This is a genomic window from Hoeflea sp., from assembly GCF_984452065.1.
On record NZ_CFHWAF010000006.1, the window covers coordinates 40,049 to 59,620 of the forward strand.

General features: G+C 60.1%; 21 protein-coding genes and 2 pseudogenes. 12 read left to right on the forward strand and 11 right to left on the reverse strand.

Annotated features, from left to right (window positions below):
- Window positions 1–51: 51 nt before the first annotated feature.
- From hdaA to AC5E6N_RS02490, 3 genes are read right to left on the reverse strand one after another with little or no spacing between them, the layout of a single operon-like run.
- Complete coding sequence (hdaA, locus tag AC5E6N_RS02480; protein ID WP_491746324.1) at window positions 52–771, reverse strand: DnaA regulatory inactivator HdaA; 720 nt, start codon at window positions 769–771, stop codon at window positions 52–54.
- Window positions 761–1,888 (reverse strand): AI-2E family transporter, encoded by a 1,128-nt coding sequence (locus AC5E6N_RS02485; protein WP_491746325.1) that lies wholly within the window; start codon window positions 1,886–1,888, stop codon window positions 761–763. Before AC5E6N_RS02485 ends, hdaA begins: the two co-directional genes overlap by 11 nt.
- 47 nt (window positions 1,889–1,935) lie before the next feature.
- Window positions 1,936–2,466, reverse strand: coding sequence for a CDP-alcohol phosphatidyltransferase family protein (locus AC5E6N_RS02490; protein ID WP_491746326.1), 531 nt, complete (start codon window positions 2,464–2,466; stop codon window positions 1,936–1,938).
- A 328-nt stretch (window positions 2,467–2,794) separates the two neighbouring features.
- Here AC5E6N_RS02490 and purM point away from each other — a divergent pair, with 328 nt between their 5' ends.
- Both purM and purN read left to right on the forward strand, forming a co-directional pair.
- Window positions 2,795–3,862: a phosphoribosylformylglycinamidine cyclo-ligase gene (gene purM / locus AC5E6N_RS02495; RefSeq protein ID WP_491746327.1), complete on the forward strand. Its 1,068-nt coding sequence runs from the start codon at window positions 2,795–2,797 to the stop codon at window positions 3,860–3,862.
- Window positions 3,859–4,530, forward strand: coding sequence for a phosphoribosylglycinamide formyltransferase (gene purN, locus AC5E6N_RS02500; protein WP_491746328.1), 672 nt, complete (start codon window positions 3,859–3,861; stop codon window positions 4,528–4,530). Before purM ends, purN begins: the two co-directional genes overlap by 4 nt.
- On the opposite strand, the gene AC5E6N_RS02505 is transcribed toward purN, so the two are convergent.
- Complete coding sequence (locus AC5E6N_RS02505) at window positions 4,527–6,629, reverse strand: molybdopterin oxidoreductase family protein (RefSeq protein ID WP_491746329.1); 2,103 nt, start codon at window positions 6,627–6,629, stop codon at window positions 4,527–4,529. The genes purN and AC5E6N_RS02505 overlap by 4 nt on opposite strands.
- An 88-nt stretch (window positions 6,630–6,717) precedes the next feature.
- On the opposite strand from AC5E6N_RS02505, the gene AC5E6N_RS02510 reads away from it, so the two are divergent.
- The 6 genes and pseudogenes from AC5E6N_RS02510 to uvrC form a co-directional block, all read left to right on the forward strand.
- Window positions 6,718–7,584 (forward strand): 23S rRNA (adenine(2030)-N(6))-methyltransferase RlmJ, encoded by an 867-nt coding sequence (locus AC5E6N_RS02510; protein ID WP_491746330.1) that lies wholly within the window; start codon window positions 6,718–6,720, stop codon window positions 7,582–7,584.
- 119 nt (window positions 7,585–7,703) lie between these two features.
- Window positions 7,704–8,135 carry a hypothetical protein gene (locus AC5E6N_RS02515; RefSeq protein WP_491746331.1) on the forward strand — a complete coding sequence of 144 codons (432 nt, stop codon included), beginning with the start codon at window positions 7,704–7,706 and terminating at the stop codon, window positions 8,133–8,135.
- Window positions 8,136–8,146: 11 nt separating this feature from the next.
- Window positions 8,147–8,809, forward strand: a complete 663-nt coding sequence (locus AC5E6N_RS02520) for a ribonuclease T2 family protein (protein ID WP_491746332.1) — start codon at window positions 8,147–8,149, stop codon at window positions 8,807–8,809.
- Between the two features lie 45 nt (window positions 8,810–8,854).
- A complete protein-coding gene (locus AC5E6N_RS02525) occupies window positions 8,855–9,448 on the forward strand; it encodes a glutathione S-transferase family protein (RefSeq protein WP_491746333.1) in 594 nt (197 codons plus the stop codon).
- Window positions 9,449–9,580: 132 nt separating this feature from the next.
- The gene (locus tag AC5E6N_RS02530) at window positions 9,581–10,525 is read left to right on the forward strand and encodes a calcium/sodium antiporter (protein ID WP_491746334.1); all 945 of its coding nucleotides are present in this window, start codon (window positions 9,581–9,583) and stop codon (window positions 10,523–10,525) included.
- 237 nt (window positions 10,526–10,762) lie between these two features.
- Window positions 10,763–12,658: pseudogene (gene uvrC, locus AC5E6N_RS02535) on the forward strand (excinuclease ABC subunit UvrC); the annotation flags it as partial.
- 29 nt (window positions 12,659–12,687) lie between these two features.
- Here uvrC and AC5E6N_RS02540 read toward each other — a convergent pair.
- A complete protein-coding gene (locus AC5E6N_RS02540; protein ID WP_491746335.1) occupies window positions 12,688–13,104 on the reverse strand; it encodes a metallopeptidase family protein in 417 nt (138 codons plus the stop codon).
- A gap of 176 nt (window positions 13,105–13,280) precedes the next feature.
- Between AC5E6N_RS02540 and pgsA the strand changes: the two genes are divergently transcribed.
- Genes pgsA through AC5E6N_RS02555 form a run of 3 tightly spaced genes read left to right on the forward strand, consistent with a single transcriptional unit; the run spans window position 13,281 to window position 14,584 of the window.
- Window positions 13,281–13,865 carry a CDP-diacylglycerol--glycerol-3-phosphate 3-phosphatidyltransferase gene (gene pgsA, locus AC5E6N_RS02545; RefSeq protein WP_491746336.1) on the forward strand — a complete coding sequence of 195 codons (585 nt, stop codon included), beginning with the start codon at window positions 13,281–13,283 and terminating at the stop codon, window positions 13,863–13,865.
- A complete protein-coding gene (gene moaD, locus AC5E6N_RS02550; RefSeq protein ID WP_491746337.1) occupies window positions 13,865–14,119 on the forward strand; it encodes a molybdopterin converting factor subunit 1 in 255 nt (84 codons plus the stop codon). The genes pgsA and moaD overlap by 1 nt, the downstream gene beginning before the upstream one ends.
- A gap of 3 nt (window positions 14,120–14,122) precedes the next feature.
- The gene (locus AC5E6N_RS02555; protein WP_491746338.1) at window positions 14,123–14,584 is read left to right on the forward strand and encodes a molybdenum cofactor biosynthesis protein MoaE; all 462 of its coding nucleotides are present in this window, start codon (window positions 14,123–14,125) and stop codon (window positions 14,582–14,584) included.
- A 76-nt stretch (window positions 14,585–14,660) separates the two neighbouring features.
- Here the strand turns inward: AC5E6N_RS02555 and AC5E6N_RS02560 are convergent, their stop codons facing one another.
- The 6 genes from AC5E6N_RS02560 to AC5E6N_RS02585 all read right to left on the reverse strand — a co-directional run bounded on the left by AC5E6N_RS02560 (window position 14,661) and on the right by AC5E6N_RS02585 (window position 19,250).
- A complete protein-coding gene (locus tag AC5E6N_RS02560) occupies window positions 14,661–15,425 on the reverse strand; it encodes an IclR family transcriptional regulator domain-containing protein (protein WP_491746339.1) in 765 nt (254 codons plus the stop codon).
- 4 nt (window positions 15,426–15,429) lie between these two features.
- Entirely contained in the window at window positions 15,430–15,828 is a 399-nt protein-coding gene (locus tag AC5E6N_RS02565; RefSeq protein WP_491746340.1) for a cupin domain-containing protein, read from the reverse strand.
- Complete coding sequence (locus tag AC5E6N_RS02570) at window positions 15,825–17,138, reverse strand: TRAP transporter large permease (protein ID WP_491746341.1); 1,314 nt, start codon at window positions 17,136–17,138, stop codon at window positions 15,825–15,827. The genes AC5E6N_RS02565 and AC5E6N_RS02570 overlap by 4 nt, the downstream gene beginning before the upstream one ends.
- Window positions 17,135–17,662: a TRAP transporter small permease subunit gene (locus AC5E6N_RS02575; RefSeq protein WP_491746342.1), complete on the reverse strand. Its 528-nt coding sequence runs from the start codon at window positions 17,660–17,662 to the stop codon at window positions 17,135–17,137. Before AC5E6N_RS02575 ends, AC5E6N_RS02570 begins: the two co-directional genes overlap by 4 nt.
- Window positions 17,659–18,117, reverse strand: coding sequence for an OsmC family protein (locus AC5E6N_RS02580; RefSeq protein ID WP_491746343.1), 459 nt, complete (start codon window positions 18,115–18,117; stop codon window positions 17,659–17,661). Before AC5E6N_RS02580 ends, AC5E6N_RS02575 begins: the two co-directional genes overlap by 4 nt.
- 71 nt (window positions 18,118–18,188) lie before the next feature.
- The gene (locus AC5E6N_RS02585) at window positions 18,189–19,250 is read right to left on the reverse strand and encodes a C4-dicarboxylate TRAP transporter substrate-binding protein (RefSeq protein ID WP_491746344.1); all 1,062 of its coding nucleotides are present in this window, start codon (window positions 19,248–19,250) and stop codon (window positions 18,189–18,191) included.
- 138 nt (window positions 19,251–19,388) lie between these two features.
- Here AC5E6N_RS02585 and AC5E6N_RS02590 point away from each other — a divergent pair.
- A pseudogene (locus AC5E6N_RS02590) lies at window positions 19,389–19,572 on the forward strand (hypothetical protein); the annotation flags it as partial.

Consider the following 19,572-nt stretch of genomic DNA (forward strand, 5'->3'; position numbering starts at 1 on the left):
CCTCACGCCGATCATACACCCCGGCCAACAAAATGCCTATTCGACAAAGGCTTATGGTGAATCGGCGCGTTGACCGGCCTCGAGTTCCGCAAGAACCTCGGACGCGAGGGACCGGCTGATCTTGCCGCGGCGCGCAAGTGCCAGCCGATCCATGCGTTCCACAATGGTCTGCGCCGCGTCAAGTGACCGCTCCATGCGATGCACCAGAAAGAGAACAACCTTCGGATCGACGGCGATTTGCCTGTCCGCGAAGAGTTTTTCAATGACCTGGGCGAGAAGTTCGTCATCCGGCTCGCCGATTTCCACAATCGTCGCCGCCTTGAGCCGCGAGCGCAAATCGGCCAGTTCCACCGGCCAGGCGGCCGGCCAGATCCGCGTCGTGACCATCAGCCCGGTCGCATGCTGGCGCACCGTGTTGATCAGGTGGAAGAGCTGGGTGTCGTCGAAACCCTCACGATCGATGTCTTCTATCAGCACCGGACCTTCGCTCGCCGCCTGCAAAGCGCCACTGTTTCCGGCATGCGCCGATACGGCGACGGCGCCGGATTTTTCCTTCCAGATATTGGCAAGATGGGTTTTTCCCGCACCGGTCGGGCCCGCAAGAATCACGACGGGCGAGACCCAGTCGGGCCATATGTCGACGACGCCGATGGCCGCGCTTAACGGATCGGACACAACCAGATCGTCACGCGTTGTGTTGGGCCGGTGAGCGAATTCAAGGGGCAATTGCCCCTTTGTCCGCTCATGTCCCTTGCGGTTGTCAGGCGCCATTGTCCTTCTCAGCATCCTCCTGAACGGCAACCGGTACGGTGCCGTCATCATAGAGATTGCTTTCCAGATATCGCTTAAGGCCAAAGCGCACAAGCACTGCAAGGGCCGCCGATGCGGGCACGGCAATCAGCAGACCGACAAAGCCGAACAGCGAGCCGAAGGCGAACAGCGCGAACATCAGCCAGACCGGGTGCAGGCCGACACTGCGGCCGACAAGCTTCGGCTGGAGGATGTTGCCCTCAAAGAACTGCCCGGAGAAGAAAACGGCAAGCACGATGGCGATCGATATGTAATCCGGCCAGAACTGAACCAGCGCAACACCAGCCGCAAGCACCAGGCCGACCATCGAGCCCACATAGGGAATAAAGCTGATGAGCCCGGCAAACAGGCCGATCAGCAACCCGAAATTCAGGCCCGCAAGCGTCAGACCCGCGGCGTAATAGACACCGAGAATGAGGCAGACACTGCCCTGTCCGCGCACAAAACCGGCTATGGCGCTGTTCATGTCCTGCGAGATTTCCCTGACGGAGTTCAGATGGCTGCGCGGAATCCATCCATCGACCGTCTCGATCATGCGATCCCAGTCGAGCAAAAGATAAAACGCCACGACCGGCGTGACGATGAAAAGCGACGCGATGTCGGCCAGCGCCTTGCCGGAATTCCAGATCTGCAGGAACAACTGCCCGACGAGCCCGGCTCCCTGGGAAAGCAGATCGCCGAGCGCGGATTTCAGATCGGGCAGTTCGTCGCCGATCCACTTGCTCAGCCATTCCGTGTTCGTCGATGCGATCAGCGACTGAAGCTGCGAGGCGTATTCAGGCAGGTTGGAGATGAAGCCGCTCGCCTGTGTGGCAAGCACGGGAATCACGATCATCAGGGCGATGACAAAAAACAGCAGGAAGGCGATGAGAATCAACGACGTCGCCACCAGTCTCGATATCCTCCAGCTTTCCAGCTTGTCGGCAACGGGGTCGAGGAAATAGGCAAGCGCCATCCCGGCCACGAACGGCAGCAGGATACCCCTGAAAACATAAAGAAAAACGCCCAGGACCAGAAATGCGGCCAGCCAGAAGATCGCTTGTCGGCGCAGTGAAGCGGTATTGATCTGCGTTACCATCGCCGTCTCCGTGCGTAGAGCGGGTTGCGCGTCGTAAACATGCGGACTCACCCGGCCATATGATCGATCCAGACTTTCAGATAGGCCGCCGCGGAAAGAACGGTCAATACCGCGACGCCGTAGATCAGTATCAACCGCAGATCACCAAAGGTTATGCCGAAGGCCAGTTCGGCCAGAACAACGGCCGCCAGCGCGATCTGCAGCGCAGTGTTGGCCTTCGACACCAATATCGGGTTCATGTCGAACGGGCGCGCCATGACGCTGGACAGGATGACGGCAATAATGATGAGAATGTCGCGCGAGACAACCAAGACCACAAGCCAGTGCGGCAGATGGCCCAGTATGGCGAGCATGACGAAAACCGTCATCAGCAGCAGCTTGTCGGCGATGGGGTCCAGATAGGCACCGAGTTCCGTCTGCTGATGAAACTGCCGTGCGATGAAGCCGTCGACGCCATCCGATATGCCGGCGATGACAAAGATCACGAAGGCCGGGCCCATTGCCCCCACCAGCAGCGAATAAACGACCGCGGGCACCATGAGAAAGCGCAGTATGGTGATGATGTTCGGTATCGTCATGCGTCAGGTCGGTCCGGACAGCCTCTTCAAAAAATCGTCAATTTACGAGCCGGCGGCGCATGGAGGAATAGAAATACTCCACACCATGCCCGCTGACCGGGTTGTGCCGAATCTCCGCCGATCAGGCAAATACTGCCATGATCTCGTATCGCCACTCCACAATTTCAACGATTGAACAGTGCTTTATCGCGGTTCCCGGTCAATTTCGAGTCAGCAAGAGGCCGGGATAACACCGCTTTTTTCACCGTGGCACCGGCAGCGAGCCTTGCACAGGGAAGCAGGACATGCCATTTCGCCAGCATCGAGCGGCGACTCTTTAAGGACGCGCATGAGCGAGCGGGCCAACGGACTGAAATACAGCGATGCCGGTGTGGATATCGACGCAGGCAACAGCCTCGTGGACCGCATAAAGCCGCTGGTCAAATCGACAAAGCGCCCCGGCGCGGCATCGGAAATCGGCGGTTTCGGCGGCCTCTTCGATCTCAAGGCCGCAGGTTTCAAGGACCCCGTTCTCGTCGCCGCCAATGACGGTGTCGGCACAAAACTGAAAATCGCGATCGACTGGGGTCGCCATGACACGGTCGGTATCGATCTTGTCGCCATGTGCGTGAACGATCTGGTCGTACAGGGCGCGGAACCGCTTTTCTTCCTCGACTATCTCGCAACCGGAAAACTGGATGTCGATCAGGGCGAAGCGATCGTCGCCGGAATTGCCAGGGGCTGCATCGATGCGGGATGCGCGCTTATCGGCGGCGAGACCGCCGAGATGCCGGGCATGTATGGGGGCGCCGACTACGATCTCGCCGGCTTTGCCGTCGGCGCCGCCGAACGCGGCGCCCTGCTGCCGAGAGACGATATGACTTCCGGCGATGTGCTGATCGGCCTCGCGTCTTCGGGCGTTCATTCGAACGGCTATTCGCTCGTTCGCCGCGTGGTGGAGCTCTCGGGCCTCTCATGGGACGCCCCTGCCCCCTTCGACAAGGACACCTCGCTCGGCGAGGCATTGCTGGCGCCAACGCGCATCTACGTGAAGCCGGTCCTTGCCGCCGTGCGCGCCACACTTGCCGTCAAGGCGCTCGTGCATATCACCGGCGGCGGGTTCCGGGAGAATATTCCAAGGGTGCTTCCCGAGACCCTCGCCGCCGAAATCGATCTCGATGCGATAACGGTCCCTCCCGTCTTTTCGTGGCTTGCGCGATCCGGCGGCATTGAAGCGCGGGAAATGCTGCGCACGTTCAACTGCGGCATCGGCATGATTGCGGTTGTCGCCGAAGCGGGCGCCGACGATGTCATGGACATTCTTCATGAAAACGGAGAGACGGCCATTCCCATCGGCCGGCTTGCCGAGAATGATGATGGCCGCATGGTCCGCACCACCGGGACGCTCGGATTATGAGCGGTTCCGGCCACAAGCGCGTTGCGGTCATGATCTCAGGCCGGGGCTCCAATCTCGGCTCATTGATCTCGGCGTCGATGGCGGCCGGCTATCCCTGCCGCATCGTCGGCGTGATATCGGACAATCCGGACGCCGCCGGTCTGAAGCTGGCGGAAGACTACGATATCGAGACCCATGTCGTGGACCGTAAGGACTACGCGGGCCGTGAGGCGCACGAAGAAGCCGTCCATGCGGCGCTGCAGTCGCTCAATCCGGACATTGTCTGCCTTGCCGGTTACATGCGGCTGCTCTCGGGCGAATTCGTCGCCAAGTGGATGGGTTCGATGATCAATATCCATCCCTCACTGCTTCCGAGCTTCAGGGGCCTGGACACCCATCAACGTGTCCTGACCCATCAGGTCCGGCTGCATGGCTGCAGCGTCCATTTCGTCACCGAAGGGATGGATGAGGGACCGCTGATCGCCCAGGCGGCCGTGCCTGTGCTGCCGGGCGATGATGCGGAGAGCCTTGCGGCCCGGGTTCTGAAGGCCGAGCATGTCCTCTATCCGTCCGCGCTGAGGCTTGTCGCGGAAGGCAGGGTTCGCATTACCACCGCCGAAAAAGTGCTCTTCGACGCGTTTCCCGAGCCCGGACCGGACGACATCCTCTATTCCCACGAGATCGGCTAACAGCGCAGCCAGACGTGGTTGTCATGAAACGGCGCGCCGCCGAAGGGTGCGATGGAATCAGCGCCCGTCAGGACATTTATGCCTTCGCCGTCGACAAAGGCCTTGTTCGGCCACAATCCTTCCGAGATCAGGACACCCGGTTTCTGGCCGTCGACGATTTTTGCGTGAAGCCTGACGGAGCCGCGCCGGTTCCCGATTGTAACGAGATCACCGGCACTCACACCGCAGCGCTCCGCATCAGCACGTCCGATCATCAGTTCCGGGCGACCTTCCCGCTTTTTCGAAGATGCCGTTTCCGCAAATGTCGAATTCAGGAAATTACGCGCCGGGCTGGTCGCGAGGCGAAACGGGTGCTCCATATCAGCCTTTTCGATCAGATCGAAGTGATCGGGAAACTCAGGGAGCGTGCCATGCGGCCCCTGGGGCCCCATCGAGCGCGGCGGCCTGTTCGGCGCATGGGCATCCTGCCAGTTCAAGCGGAACCGGAACCTGCCGTCCGGCCAGGCGAAACCGTTGATGAAATGGGATGTGTCGAAATCCGGCTGGCAGTCGATCCATTTGTTGACGCGCAGTGCGTCGAGATCGCCATGCCCGCTCCTGTCCAGCAGATCGTCGATCAGCGACAGGGCGTCCGCTTCGAACACGGCGGGATCGGGGACGCCAAGACGTTTTGCAAGCTCGTTAACCACAAAGAGATTGGGCCGCGGCCCTTGCGGCGGCTCGATTAATTTCGGGCCCAGCATTATGTGCTGGTGACCGCCGCCGCGATAGATGTCGTCATGCTCCAGGAAAACCGTTGCCGGCAGGACCACGTCGGCCAGTGCCGCTGTTTCGGTCATGAACTGCTCGTGGACCACGGTAAAGAGATCCTCGCGCATCAGCCCCTTGATCACGTCGCGCTGTTCCGGTGCGATATTGGCCGGATTGGTGCTCTGGATCAGCATGGCGGTCACCGGCGGACCGCCCGCCAGCGCATCCTCGTCGCCGGTCAGGACCCGTCCGATCTTCGACTGATCGAGATGGCGCACATCCGGGTCACGCATGGAAAGCCCCATGATCCGGGAATGGTCGAACCCGAAAATCGATGCATTCGAGTGAAACGCCCCGCCGCCTTCGTACTGCCAGGCTCCGGTCACCGTAGGGATGCAGGAGGCGGCATGCATGTTGACCGTGCCGTTGCGCTGCCGTGTGAAACCGTAACCGAGCCGGAAATATGTTCGCTTCGTGGTTCCGATCAGGCACGCAAAGGCCTCGATTTCCTCGACCGAAAGACCGGTGATCTGCGAGGCCCAGGCGGGTCCGCGCGATTGCAGATGCCGTTCCAGTCCGGCGGGATCGTCCGAATAGCGGGCGAGATAGTCCCTGTCCGCGTGCCCGTCGCGAAACAGGATATGCATGACGGCGCAGGCCAGAGCGCCGTCCGTGCCCGGTTTGACGATCAGCTTGACGTCGGCCTGGGCCACCGTTGGGTTGTTGTAGATATCTATGACCACGATCTTTGCGCCGCGCTCCTTTCGCGCCCGCACCGCATGGGTCATTACATTGACCTGCGTGGAGACCGCGTTCGTTCCCCAGATGACGACACAGTCCGATTTGGCCATCTCGCGCGGGTCGGGACCGGCGAGCGTGCCGGCACCAAAGAAGAAACCGGACCACGCCGCATTCGTGCAGATGCTGTCGAACTGGCCGGAATATCGTTTTGCGTGGCGCAGCTTGTGAATGGAATCGCGCTGAACCAGCCCCATGGTGCCGGCATAATAGTAGGGCCAGACCGTCTCCGACCCCCATTGGCGCTCGGCAGCGAGAAACCGTTCCGCAACATGATCAAGCGCATCGCCCCACGACAGTTCCCGCCAGTTCCCCTCCCCCTTTGCGCCCCTGCGCAGAAGCGGTTTGAGAACGCGATCGGGGTGATGCACACGCTCGGCATAGCGCGCAACCTTGGCGCATATGACACCGGCGGTGTAGCTGTTGTCGCCGGCGCCGCGGACCCGGCCGACGCGATTGCCCTCCAACAGCTCCACCTCAAGGGCGCATGTTGACGGGCAATCATGCGGACAGGCCGTATAGCCTCGTCTGACGTGCACCGTTTCGCTCATTTCAAAACCCCAATGTTGACAGGATCGCATTGGATATAGAGCAAGGTCCTTGCGGCAGGAACCAAAAGTTACACAGGCTCAACCAGGCGTGAACTACAGACACATCTATCATGCGGGCAATTTTGCCGACGTTCTCAAACATGCGGTACTGGTGCGGATCCTGACCTATCTGCAACGCAAGGAGAAGGCATTTCGGGTTGTCGACACACACGCAGGCAGCGGCCTTTACGATCTTTCGTCCGAGGAGGCCGTGAAGACAGGCGAGTGGCATAACGGCATCGGCCGGCTCCTTGACGCCGACCTTCCGGATGGCGCCGAGGGCCTGCTGAAGCCCTATCTGGACGCGGTGCGCTCGATGAACCCCGGCTCCGGCGTCACCCTATATCCCGGCTCTCCGAAGCTTGTGCGCACGCTTTTGAGAAAACAGGACCGGCTGTCGGCCATTGAGCTTCACCCGGAAGACTGCCGCAATCTGAAGGCCCTTTTCGAGGGAGACTTCCAGACGCGGGTGACCGAACTCGACGGCTGGCTTGCACTCGGCGCCCAGCTTCCGCCGAAGGAGCGGCGCGGCCTGGTCCTTGTCGATCCGCCGTTTGAAAAGGAAGGAGAGTATGACCGCTTGGTCGACGGGCTGGCGAGGGCCTGCAGCCGCTGGCAATCGGGCCTTTACGTGCTGTGGTATCCGATCAAACAGGGCGCGCCCGTCGTCCAATTCCACCGGAAGCTGAAAGCTCTTGGCATTCCAAACATTCTGTGCGCGCAATTGCAGGTTTGCGGCATGCGGGAAACCACCGGACTGTGCGGCTCCGGTCTTATTCTGGTCAATCCGCCCTATACGCTCAAGGACGAGCTGGCAGTCCTGCTGCCGGCGCTTCAGGACCGCCTGGCGCAGACCGGCCGGGCCGGTCGTGACCTGTTCTGGATCGCCGGGGAACGGCGGACCGGCAAAAAATAGAATATCAAGGCGTTAGGCTTGACGCGGCGCCGCGGGTTGATCATCCTCGGGGCAAGCACGCGATTGTGCGAATCCGATTTGCTGAGCAACCAGATCGCAGACCATGGGGACCCATGTCCATGTTTCGCAAGATTACTCTGCATGCCGTCCTGTCAGCCGCCATCGCCGTTCCGACCCTGTTTGCGGGCCACATATCGTCCGCCGGCGCGTTCGGACTGAACCATTTTGCCGCCTGCGACAGCCCGGCCGTTTTCAGAACGATTTCACACCGTTTTCAGATTGCCGACCGGAACGTCATTCAGCGCGATCTTGCGATTGTCGATTATTTCGATGTCTATGAGCGCGATTACACGCCGACCACGGAGATGCATCTGATCGCACGGCGCTACTGTCAGGGCAAAGTGTCGATGAGCGACGGCCATACCCGCTCCATCTGGTACCTGATCGAAAGCGGCCAGGGTTTTGCCGGTATCGGCGACAATGTCGAGTTCTGTATCGACGGACTCGATCCCTGGCACGTCTACGGCGCCTATTGCCGGTCCGTTCGATAGCAGGACTGCCCTTGCCGCGTGCCCTTATTGTCCCGGTGGCTGCCGGGCTCCTGGCGCTGGCGGGATGTGACCCGTCCGGCAACGACGGATCAGCGCGCCCTTCCGGTTTTGACTTTTATGTGCTGGCGCTCTCCTGGTCGCCGAGCTACTGCGAAGCCGAGGGCGAGCGCGCCAATCCTCAACAATGCGATAGCGGCCGGCCTTACGCCTTCATCGTGCACGGGCTCTGGCCGCAATTCGAAAAAGGCTATCCGGAGTTCTGCGCCGGGGACGCGGGACATGTCGAACGCGGCATCGAGGACGACATGCTTGCCCTGATGCCGAGCCGCGGCCTCATTCGCCATCAATGGAAGAAGCACGGGACCTGCGCCGGCCTCAGCCAGGACGATTTTTTCGATACGGTGCGCAATGCCTATGCCAGCGTCTCGGTGCCCGATATCGGCTCTGCCGAGGGCACCTACAAGACCATGACACCGGGTGAAGTTGCGCAGGCGTTCATCGGAGCCAATCCGGGGCTTGAAGACGACCACTTCGCCGTCACCTGCGACAAACGCCGTTTGCGCGAGGTTCGCATTTGCATGACGACCGATTTGGAGTATCGCTCATGCCCGGAAGTGACCCGCCGCGCCTGCCGGCGGCCCTCCGTCGTTGTGCCGCCGGTGCGCGGCAACTAATGCAAATCTGAATTCAATCAGCTTTCAGCCAAAAGGACCCTTGCGATGAAGCTGCTCTATTCGCCCCCCTCCCCCTATTCAGCCAAAGTGCGCATGGCGGCGCGCCATGCCGGTATCGAGGCCGCCTCGGAGGTCGTCGACACCAGTGCCGACCCGGCCGAGCTCGTCTCAAGCAATCCGCTCGGAAAAATCCCGACCCTTATCAACGACGACGTCACCGTCTATGACAGCCGCGCGATCATGCAGTATCTCGACCGGGAAAGCGGCAAGAAGCTCTATCCGCGCAACGCCCAGAAGCGTACCGAGGCGGAGGTGCTGGAAGCGCTGTGCGACGGGGTGACCGACTGCCTGCTCGCCATGGTCTATGAGCGGCGTTTCCGTCCGGAGGAAAAAGTTCACCAGGCCTGGCTCGACCGGCAGTGGTCGAAGATCGAACGCGCGCTGGACCATCTGAACGACAATCTGCCCCGAACCACCAGGAAACTGCATGGCGGCCATTTCGCGCTCGCGGCCCTTTTGGGCTATCTCGCCCTGCGTTTCGAGGGCAAGTGGGAGCGCGGACGTCCAAAGCTGAAAAACTGGCCGGGAAAATTTGCCAGGTTCTTTCCGGAATACGATCAGTTCAAGCCAAAAGCCTGAATGGAAGCCTGCAGGGAAAAGGCGGGCATTTCTCGTGCTGCGCCATTGTGTTTTGCGCGCCTGTACCTATATGCAGTGGACCGCGCCGCACACCCAAAGACTACGCTTCCAAAGCCCGGAATCCGCCGTTTTATGATCAGCTTCCTTATATTGATTGCCGGGTTGGCCTTGCTGCTGTTTGCCGGAGACTATCTGGTCCGGGGCGCCGTGGCGCTGGCGGAGAAGCTCGGCATCAGCCCGCTGGTCATCGGCCTGACGATTGTCGCCTTCGGCACCTCCGCGCCGGAGCTCCTGGTCTCGCTCAAGGCGGCGTTCAACGGCGTCTACGGCATTGCGATCGGCAATGTGGTCGGCTCGAATATCGCAAATGTGCTTCTGGTCCTCGGTGCGCCCGCTCTGATCGTGCCTATCGCTTGCAAGGAAAAGGGCATCGGCTTCAGCCTTTTTGTCATGGCGCTGCTCACCGTCATTCTGCTGATCATGATGTGGACGAGCGTCCTCGATCAATTCGACGGGCTGATGCTCCTGCTCATCCTTTTGGTTTTTCTCGGCTGGCAGTTTGTTCGGGCGCGACGGGACCGGGCCGCATCCCCACTGGGCGGAGACTATCACGACGAGCTCGACGAACTGCCGGCGGAAAACTCACGCATTGCGGCCTATCTCCTTTTCGGCCTGATCGGACTGCCGATGGGTGCGTCCCTCACGGTCAACGGCGCCGTGGATATCGCCCGCTTTTTCGGCGTTTCCGAAACCGTCATCGGGTTGACCATCGTGGCGATCGGCACATCGCTGCCCGAACTCGTGACCACCGTCATGGCCGCCTGGCGCCGCAGCGGCGCCGTGGCAATCGGCAATGTCGTTGGCTCCAACATCTTCAATATCGCCGCGATCCTCGGCATCACCAGCCTCCTCCATCCGCTCTTCGTTCCCGCCCATATCGTCCATATCGATATGTGGATCATGGCGGCCACGAGTGCGCTGCTCATCGTCTGGTCATTGATGGCCCGGTCGATCACACGGCTTGACGGCCTGATCATGCTGACGCTTTACGTCGTCTACATCATCGCCGTTTTTTAAACGCGGCACGCGCAAGGCCCGCACGGACAAACCATGTGGATGGCAAAGCTATAGTCGCGCCCGCCGGTTTGACAGCCCGAGCCGTGCGCATCACATAATGCGGACAAACGCACGCGGAAGGATCCGATGGCCAGCGAGGACCGCTCAGCACACAGCGGCGCCAAAAAAGTCAGTCTGAAGAAGCCCGCCGCCCTGCCGTCTGAGCCGGATGGATGGGAGGACGGCGGGCGCGCGGGCAGCGGGTTGAAGGGCCCGGAACTGATCCAGGCCTTCGTCAGGATCCTGCCGAACGCGCCGGGCGTCTATCGGATGCTGAATGAAAACGGCGACGTGCTTTATGTCGGAAAAGCGCGCAGCCTGAAAAAGCGGGTCTCGAACTACGCCCGGGGGCGCGGCCACACGAACCGGATCGCCGGCATGGTGCGGCTGACGACCAATATGGAATTCATCACGACACGCACGGAAACCGAAGCCCTTCTGCTTGAGGCAAACCTGATCAAGCGCCTGCGGCCGCGCTTCAACGTCCTGATGCGGGACGACAAGTCGTTCCCCTATATCCTTTTGACGGAAGGCGATCTGGCGCCCGGCATTTACAAGCACCGGGGCGCGCGGGCCCGCAAGGGCAGCTATTTCGGGCCTTTCGCGTCGGCACAGGCCGTCGACCGGACGATCAACTCCCTGCAACGCGCCTTCCTGCTGCGGACCTGCACGGATTCGGTCTATGAGAGCCGCACCCGGCCCTGTCTTCTCTACCAGATCAAGCGATGCGCCGCGCCGTGCACCGGCGAAGTCACCGAGGAGGCCTATGCCGCGATGGTCGAGGAGGCCCGGGATTTCCTGTCGGGCCGGAGCCAGAAGGTCAAGGCGACCATGTCGAAGGCGATGCAGGAGGCATCGGAAGAACTCGATTTCGAACGCGCGGCGATCTATCGCGACCGGCTGGCGGCGCTGTCGCATGTCCAGAGCCACCAGGGCATCAATCCGCAGACGGTGGAGGAAGCCGACGTCTTCGCCATCCACCAGGAAGGCGGGATGAGCTGCATCCAGGTGTTCTTCTTCCGCACCGGCCAGAACTGGGGCAACAGGGCGTATTTTCCAAAGGCAGACGCGCAGCTGAGCGGCGGGGAAATCCTCGGCGCATTCCTTTCGCAGTTTTATGACGACAAGCCCTGCCCGCGTCAGATCCTCATTTCCGATGCGATCGAGGAGCAGTCGCTGTTGAGCGAAGCGCTGTCCATCCGCACCGGCCACAAGGTCGCCATCGGCGTGCCCCGGCGCGGGGAAAAGCGCGACCTGATAGATCACGCGCGCGCCAATGCAAAGGATGCGCACAACCGCAGGCTGGCGGAGACATCGACGCAGGCGAGTCTCCTCAAAGGCTTTGCGGACGTCTTCGGACTGGACAATCCGCCGCGTCGGATCGAGGTCTACGACAACTCGCACATCATGGGCACCAATGCGGTCGGCGGGATGATCGTCGCGGGGCCCGAAGGCTTCATCAAAAACCAGTACCGCAAGTTCAACATCAAATCCGAGGATCTGACGCCGGGCGACGATTTCGGCATGATGCGGGAGGTGATCCAGCGGCGGTTTTCACGGCTGGTCAAGGAACACGGGAAACCGGATCGGAACGCTTCGGGTTCGGCTGAGGATACGGACACAACGGCGCCGAACTGGCCGGACGTGCTGTTGATCGACGGCGGCCGGGGCCAACTGTCGGCGGTCAATGCGGTGCTCGAAGAGCTCGAACTTTCAGACAGTGTCGCGACGATCGGCGTCGCCAAGGGTCCGGACCGCGACGCCGGCCGCGAACGGTTCTTCACGGCCGGCAAGAAGGATTTCTCGCTGCCGCCGCGCGATCCTGTCCTCTACTTCATCCAGCGCATGCGCGATGAGGCGCACCGCTTCGCCATCGGCACCCACCGGGCCCGGCGCAAGAAGGAGATGACCCGCAATCCGCTGGACGAGATCGCCGGGATCGGACCGTCACGCAAACGGTCCCTGCTGCACCATTTCGGCACCGCCAAGGCGGTGTCGCGCGCCGGGATCGAGGATCTGAGAAGCGTCGACGGCATCTCCGAAGCCATGGCGCAGCTGATCTACGACCACTTTCACGAGGACGCCGGCAGCTAGAGCGAGTTTTTCGTTTGAAGCGGTCCGGCTCAGTCCGCCGCAGCCTCTATGGCCTCCATATCGTCGTCGGAGAGCCCGAAATGATGGCCGATTTCGTGGATCAGGACATGGCGTATGATCGCGTCGAGCGTTTCCTCCCGGTCGATCCAGTATTCGAGTATGGCGCGGCGGTAGAGCCAGATCCGGTTCGGCATCTGCCCGGTACGCACCTCGCTCGCGCCCTGCGCCAGACCGATGCCCTCGAACAGTCCGAGCAGGTCGTAGGGACTGGACAGGCCGAGCGACGTCAGGACATCCTTTTCCGCATAGTCGGCGACGGCGATCTGGATATCCTCGCAAAGGGCGCGAAAACTCTCCGGCAATGTCCCGAGCGCTTCGCGCCCGAGCCTTTCAAAATCATCCAGCGTGGGCGCATGACGGCCGGCCCATGGCGATACGGAACCCATCTGTTCTCGACCCCTTTCGCGATTGTGGCGCTGGCTGGCGCCGCTCTCCTGCTGTCATAGAAGCTCGGTGGCTGTCAGGCAATCGATGAGAGCGGCGGCCGGACCGTGTCGATTGATCATTGACGCCGGGGCGCTCGGCCTATTTGTATGGGTTCAAATCCAAGAAACGGACGCCCATGGCATCGCATACCTACAATATTCCGAACCTTCTGACTTACGGACGCATGGCGGCAGTGCCGCTGATCGTGCTGTGTTTCTTTATCGAGGGGCGTCTGCACGGCTCGGACCTGGCGCGCTGGAGCGCCCTGGCGCTCTATATCGTTGCCTCAATCACCGATTTCTTCGACGGCTATCTGGCGCGTATCTGGAACCAGACGTCGAATATCGGACGGATGCTCGATCCGATCGCCGACAAGCTGCTGGTCTCGTCCATCCTTCTGCTGCTGGCGGCCGACGGCACCATAGCAGGCTGGACGATCTGGGCGGCGATCATCATCCTTTGCCGGGAAATCCTGGTCTCGGGGCTACGCGAATATCTGGCGGAGCTGAAGGTCTCCGTTCCGGTGACCTGGATCGCCAAGTGGAAGACGACGATCCAGATGATCGCCATCGGCTTCCTTCTGGCGGGCCCGGCGGGCGATACCGTCATTCCCTATACGACGGAAATCGGCATCACGCTTTTGTGGATCGCCGCCGTCATCACGATATATACCGGATATGACTATTTCCGCGCCGGACTGAAGCACGTGGTGGAGAATTGATGGTCAAGCTTGTCTATTTCGCCTGGATCCGCGAGCGCATCGGCAAAAGCGAGGAAACGATCGATCTGCCCGATGACGTCGTGACGGTCGCCGACCTTATCGGTCATCTCAGGACACGCGGCGAGGAATATGCGCTTGCCCTTGAAACGCCCGAAGTCGTCCATGTGGCGATCAACCAGGAGCACTGCCGGCATGGCGATGCGATCGGCGATGCGCGCGAGGTGGCATTTTTTCCGCCGATGACGGGAGGCTAGGACGTGGGTGTCAAGCCGGTTATCCGGGTTCAGCAGGAGGATTTCGATATCCGACGGGAGACCGGTCTGATGACCGGCGGCAAAAGCGACATCGGCGCGGTCGTCACGTTTACCGGCCTGTGCCGCGATGAAAAGGGCGCGCTGGCGGCGCTTGAGCTCGAACACTATCCGGGCATGGCCGAAAGCGAGATGCTGCGGATCGCCGAAGAAGCCTGCGAGCGCTGGCCGCTTGACGCCGTGACCGCCATTCACCGCTACGGCAAAATCGCGCCGGGCGAAAACATCGTTGTCGTCATGACCGCTTCGCGCCATCGGCAGGCGGCGTTCGACGGGGCGGCCTTCCTGATGGATTTCATGAAATCCAGGGCACCGTTCTGGAAGCGTGAAATCAGGGCCGACGGCAGCACTGGCTCCTGGGTCGACGCCCGCGATACGGATGACGACGCGATGAAGCGCTGGCAATAGCCGCCTTCGGTTTATGGACGAACGACAGCGAAATGATCAAACCGGACAGACCACGCGGTGAGAGGAACAAAAAGTTCTACTGATCCGCGATTAGCGCTTGTTCGATTTTCCTGGCGACGCGTTGCAGGGCTGGAACGCATCTTTTGATGACGTCCTTCATACTCATTGCTTCGGTGAGAACGATGGAGTTGATGCAGGCGACAACCTCGTCATCCAGCTTGATGGGCACTCCGACGCCGCGTGTGCTGTTGGAGAGACTTTGGTCGTTCTCGGAAAACCCTTGTGCACGATAGCGTCGCAGCTTTCTCTCCAGGCTTGTGCGTGCTTCTGTATCCGGCACTATTCCAAAGGCGGCGTTCAGGATTTCATCCCGTCGCTCGGTATCAATATGCGCGAGATAGGCCCGGCCCAGAGCGGAATCGGTCACTGAAAGCCGCGAGCCGACTGGCCGGTTGAGTGCAAGTGTCCCGGGTGGCCGGCTCGTCTCCAGAATGACCATCGCTTCGCCGTCAAAGACGGCCAGGTCGGATGGCCAGGGCATCGATGTGCGAAACTCGTTCAGGATTGGTGTCGCCAGGGCAACCAGGCGCTTTCCGTAATCGAAGCCGGAACTGAGCGTCAGCACTTTGGCGGTGACGACATAGCCATCGGTCTTGTTATCGCGGGCAACGAAGCCAGTGTGCTCCAGCGTCTCAAGATTTCTCACAATGGTCGGTTTGGAGATGCTCGTGGTTTCATGCAGAGCACCCACGCTGGCAACCCCGAGGCGATTGATCTCGGTCAGGAGGTCCAAGCCTCTGATGAGGGCATTTATGGGCGGGTAGCTCTTCTTCTTTTCCAATTTCTCACGCGTCTTTCACAAATACGTCGTTTCGTTTCGGCAGGGGCGGACTGTAAACGATCATCAGCTTCAAGGTTTCTGGCCCAAGTGACAAGACGTGGTGGTCAAGCTTCGGGGGTAGCCGGATAATCGTCCCGGCTGGACAATCAATAGCGGGATCGTCGGCGAGTGTCACACGGGCGATGCCCTCAAGCACGTACATCGCCTGATACTCGACATCATGATGATGCTTATGAGCTTCACCGCCAGGGGCAATTTCCCCCAGGACCATCTCGAAATCTTCGCAGAAAGTCCTTTCGCAAAGGCGCACATTGACCGTTCCAGCGTGACCGGGTGGACCATATCTGGCGAGATCATCCATGTGTTCGATGAAAGGATACACGGCTGTGATTGTGGCGGTCATAGAAACACCTGCGTAAGTTTTGGGAACGCGACCATCAGCAGGACGATCGCGATCATGCCGAACACGAACGGCAAAGTGCCGAGGAAGATATCGGCAAGTGAGATGTTGGGATTGTCGAGGCTGGATTTGACCACATAGGCCGAGAGCCCCATGGGTGGTGTCAGAAGGCCGATCTCCGCCGCGATGACGGTCAACACGCCGAACCAGACGGGATCAGCCGCGGGAAAGGCACCAACCAATGGCAGGAAAATCGGGATCATGATGAGGATGATGGAGATCGCGTCGATCAAGGTGCCGAGCACGATGACGATGCCGATATAAATCAGGATCAGGACGAAGAACGACAGTTCCGCCGCAGAGACGTAATCGGCCAGGGCGTTCGGCAGCCCCATGATTGACACCATGCGGCTGTAGACGGTAGCGCCAATCACCAGGAGCGAGATTGAGGCCGTTATCTGCCCGGCTTGCAGAAGCGTTTCCCAAAAAGAGGGCCAGGTCAGGCGATGGCGCAAAAGCGCTATGACCAGAGCGCCGGCAACACCGGCGGCACCGGCCTCGGTCGGGGTGAAAAAGCCGCCATATATTCCGCCCAGGACAAGACCGATGAGAGTGACAAGCGGCAGAAGAAGCTGGACGGCTTCCCAGTTCGTGAGTTCCTCGTGCTCCTCCACCTCGGCTTGATTACAGAAGACACGGCGCGGGAAAAATCGTGCCATGCCAAAAATGATCGCACAAAAGACAGCGGCCAGCAGGAGACCGGGCACAATCCCGGCCAGGAACATCGCGCCAACGGATTGTTCCGCAACAAGGGCATAAACGATGAGCAGGAGGCTTGGCGGGATCAACATGCCCAAGACGGAACTGCCCGTGACCACACCGACGGCAAAGCGCGGCCGATAGCCAAGGCGGAGCATTTCGGGCACGGCGACACGGGTGAAAACCGCAGCAGAAGCGATGGAAATGCCCGTGACCGCGGCGAATGCGGTATTGGCAATGACCGTGGCAATGCCGAGTCCACCCAGAATGCGGTGTAAAAAATGGTTTGCCGCCCGGAATGTATCGCGGCCGATATCGGCCCTTCCCACAAGCAGGCCCATAAGTACAAAGAGTGGGACGACTCCAAAGACATAAGATGAGATCGACTCTGTCACCGCCTGCGTGAGGAGCGTGACCGAGAGCGCAAACTTGCCTTTGAAAATCCAAAGGCCAATGAAGGACACGGACGCCAGAACGATGGCCACATGCATCCCCATATAGATCAGCCCAACGATGGCCGCGACCGAGATCAGTCCCAGTTCCAACCCGCTCATTGGGCGTGGCCTTTGGATTTGATCGCACGGGAAAGATGCCCGATCATATGCGCGAGAAACTGGATGCCTGCCGCACAGCTGCCTAACGCGATGGTCGCGTAAACCGGCCACACAGGTGCAACGAAAAGGCCGTAGACGCCTGCATGTTCATCCGAGGTCCAGGCATCGACCAGTTTGAACCAGACGCCATAGACGAGCACCGCAAAGAACAGCGCGCCAATCAAGCTGTAGACGGCTTGCAAAGACGCTTCGACGCGCGGTGACCTTGTTTTCAGCGTGTTGGCAAGCAGTTCGGTGCGCGCCAGTGCATTCGCGCGCACCGCCTGACCGATTTGCAAAAACACAACCGCGACAATGGAGAGCCGGATCATTTCGGCTACCCCGGCGATCGGCTTGCCGAGGAAACTGCGGCCGATGATATCGGCGCAGATAAGCATGGCCATGGCAAGGATCAGGACTGCGCCCACGCCGTTCAGACCGGCCACGAGGCGACCGATCCAGGAGGTTTTGGACGCGATGCTCATGCTCCCTCCAAATCCCAAATCTCCTCGACAGCCGTGCCTGCGGAGATGAAGGTTGCGGCTGCGGGGCAGCGCCAGCGGAGTTGAGACTTCAAGTCGTGCAGTCGTTGCGTCTCGCCGCTGACATGTCCGGTGATTGTCAGGCGAAGTCGCGTGAAAGGCATTGCCAGTTTTTCTGTGCCGGTATACCCGCGCGGATCGAGATATCCGACGGCCTTCATCGTGACGCCGGACAGGTGGATGTTCATCTCGGCTGCGATCATATTCATGATCACATTGCTGCAGGCGACATAGCCCGCCAAAAACGCCTCAAGCGGCAACATGCCTTCGTTGTTTCCGTGCCGCTCTGGCGGCTCGTCGCAAATCAAGGAAAACTGGCGCGCGGTGATGTCCGCGCGCGTTTTGTTCGGAATGCTGGCAGAGACACGAATTGGAATCTGCGCCGGAGTCGCGGCCATGGGATCAGCTTTCTTAAGGTCGGGTTGTCTTGTGCAGCCCCGGACGTGATGCGCCCGGGGCGAAGGTCGAACTAATTGTCCCACTCACGAACAAGTTCAACACCGTTTTCAGCCTGTTTGGCCATCCATGCATCGAGGATTTCCCGCGCAGGCAAGCCACGGCTTTCGGCGCGGTCAACCCAATCGGCAGTAAGGTCAGGCAGGGCGAGCGCCCAGCGTGTCCTTTCTTCCGGCGTGAGGCGCGATTGTGTCGCGCCTTGCTCGATCATCTTGCCCTCGGCCATCTTCGCGAAGCCCTGCAATGCCTCGGACACTTTCAGACGGTAGACCTCTCCAGCTTCCATGAATGCCATCCGGACGTCTTCGGGGAAGCTCTCCCATGTATCCTTGTTGATGGTGAGCGCACCCACGAACTGCGCGCCGAAATCAACACGTGTCAGCAGAGGAGCAACCTCATGCAGCTTGTTGGGAAAAATGCCTGACGAGAAATTCAGCAACCCGTCATATACACCGGTCTGAATGTTGTTGTAGTGGACCGAGAAGTTGCCATTCACCGCAGTGGCGCCAACGCCGTTGAGCCAATTTGCGATGGTGCCGGCCCCACCGATCTTGCGCCCCTGCAGGTCATCAATCGAGGACACCGGGAAGTTGGTCGCCAGATAATGGGTGTCGAGGCCGATCGGCGCGATAAAGACCTGCCTGTTATCCTCCCAGGCTTTTGTCAGCGCCGGGTGCTCTTCGTGCAGTTCGCCGACCATACGGGTGACAAGTTCCAGATCGTCGCTGCCAAAGGGGGTCATATAGGTGATGTTCTGCAGAATCAGTTTGTCCTGTTCGAAGATGGCATAGACCTGACCCATTTCGATCAGACCGGATTCGACCGCTTCAAGCACACCACCAACCTTTGCCACCGTGCCACTGTAAGACTCGATCCAGTTGATCGTGTGCGCATCACCAAGGCGGGCATTCACTTCGGGGATAAACACCTCGGAAATCAGCCTGACCCAGGGGACAACGGGCGGAGAGCCCGAAGCGACATTGATGTTGAACGTCTCAGCCTGGGCCGTCTCCCAGACGGACCCAAGTGACGCGGCTACGGCCAATGCAGCGATACCGGTCTTCAAATAGCTCATGTTTGCTTCCTCCCTTTAATTTCGCTATGCGAAATATCATTTCAAAAATAATTGTATTTGAAACGTGACTTTGCAACCCTGAAGCTGAAATGAGTTTCAAGCTCCGGCGCTTTTGCCTGTGGACTACGGAGAATGGCCATGGAACTGGATCCAAAACGCACGGCGGTGATCACACTGGATGTGCAGAACGACCTCGTACACAACACCAAGGGCGTGCTTGGGTCGGGGATGCTGGACCGGATGGCGGCCATCCTCGATGCGGGCAGGAACGCGGGAACCGAGATCATTCATATCACCGCCTCGGTGCGCGAGGACTTCAAAG

Bases quoted from the DNA above. Each gene is read 5' to 3' on its own strand.
- hdaA (WP_491746324.1), bottom strand. From the start codon at position 771: ATGGCGCCTGACAACCGCAAGGGACATGAGCGGACAAAGGGGCAATTG.
- AC5E6N_RS02485 (WP_491746325.1), bottom strand. From the start codon at position 1,888: ATGGTAACGCAGATCAATACCGCTTCACTGCGCCGACAAGCGATCTTC.
- AC5E6N_RS02490 (WP_491746326.1), bottom strand. From the start codon at position 2,466: ATGACGATACCGAACATCATCACCATACTGCGCTTTCTCATGGTGCCC.
- purM (WP_491746327.1), top strand. From the start codon at position 2,795: ATGAGCGAGCGGGCCAACGGACTGAAATACAGCGATGCCGGTGTGGAT.
- purN (WP_491746328.1), top strand. From the start codon at position 3,859: ATGAGCGGTTCCGGCCACAAGCGCGTTGCGGTCATGATCTCAGGCCGG.
- AC5E6N_RS02505 (WP_491746329.1), bottom strand. From the start codon at position 6,629: ATGAGCGAAACGGTGCACGTCAGACGAGGCTATACGGCCTGTCCGCAT.
- AC5E6N_RS02515 (WP_491746331.1), top strand. From the start codon at position 7,704: ATGTTTCGCAAGATTACTCTGCATGCCGTCCTGTCAGCCGCCATCGCC.
- AC5E6N_RS02525 (WP_491746333.1), top strand. From the start codon at position 8,855: ATGAAGCTGCTCTATTCGCCCCCCTCCCCCTATTCAGCCAAAGTGCGC.
- AC5E6N_RS02530 (WP_491746334.1), top strand. From the start codon at position 9,581: ATGATCAGCTTCCTTATATTGATTGCCGGGTTGGCCTTGCTGCTGTTT.
- AC5E6N_RS02540 (WP_491746335.1), bottom strand. From the start codon at position 13,104: ATGGGTTCCGTATCGCCATGGGCCGGCCGTCATGCGCCCACGCTGGAT.
- pgsA (WP_491746336.1), top strand. From the start codon at position 13,281: ATGGCATCGCATACCTACAATATTCCGAACCTTCTGACTTACGGACGC.
- moaD (WP_491746337.1), top strand. From the start codon at position 13,865: ATGGTCAAGCTTGTCTATTTCGCCTGGATCCGCGAGCGCATCGGCAAA.
- AC5E6N_RS02565 (WP_491746340.1), bottom strand. From the start codon at position 15,828: ATGACCGCCACAATCACAGCCGTGTATCCTTTCATCGAACACATGGAT.
- AC5E6N_RS02570 (WP_491746341.1), bottom strand. From the start codon at position 17,138: ATGAGCGGGTTGGAACTGGGACTGATCTCGGTCGCGGCCATCGTTGGG.
- AC5E6N_RS02575 (WP_491746342.1), bottom strand. From the start codon at position 17,662: ATGAGCATCGCGTCCAAAACCTCCTGGATCGGTCGCCTCGTGGCCGGT.
- AC5E6N_RS02580 (WP_491746343.1), bottom strand. From the start codon at position 18,117: ATGGCCGCGACTCCGGCGCAGATTCCAATTCGTGTCTCTGCCAGCATT.
- AC5E6N_RS02585 (WP_491746344.1), bottom strand. From the start codon at position 19,250: ATGAGCTATTTGAAGACCGGTATCGCTGCATTGGCCGTAGCCGCGTCA.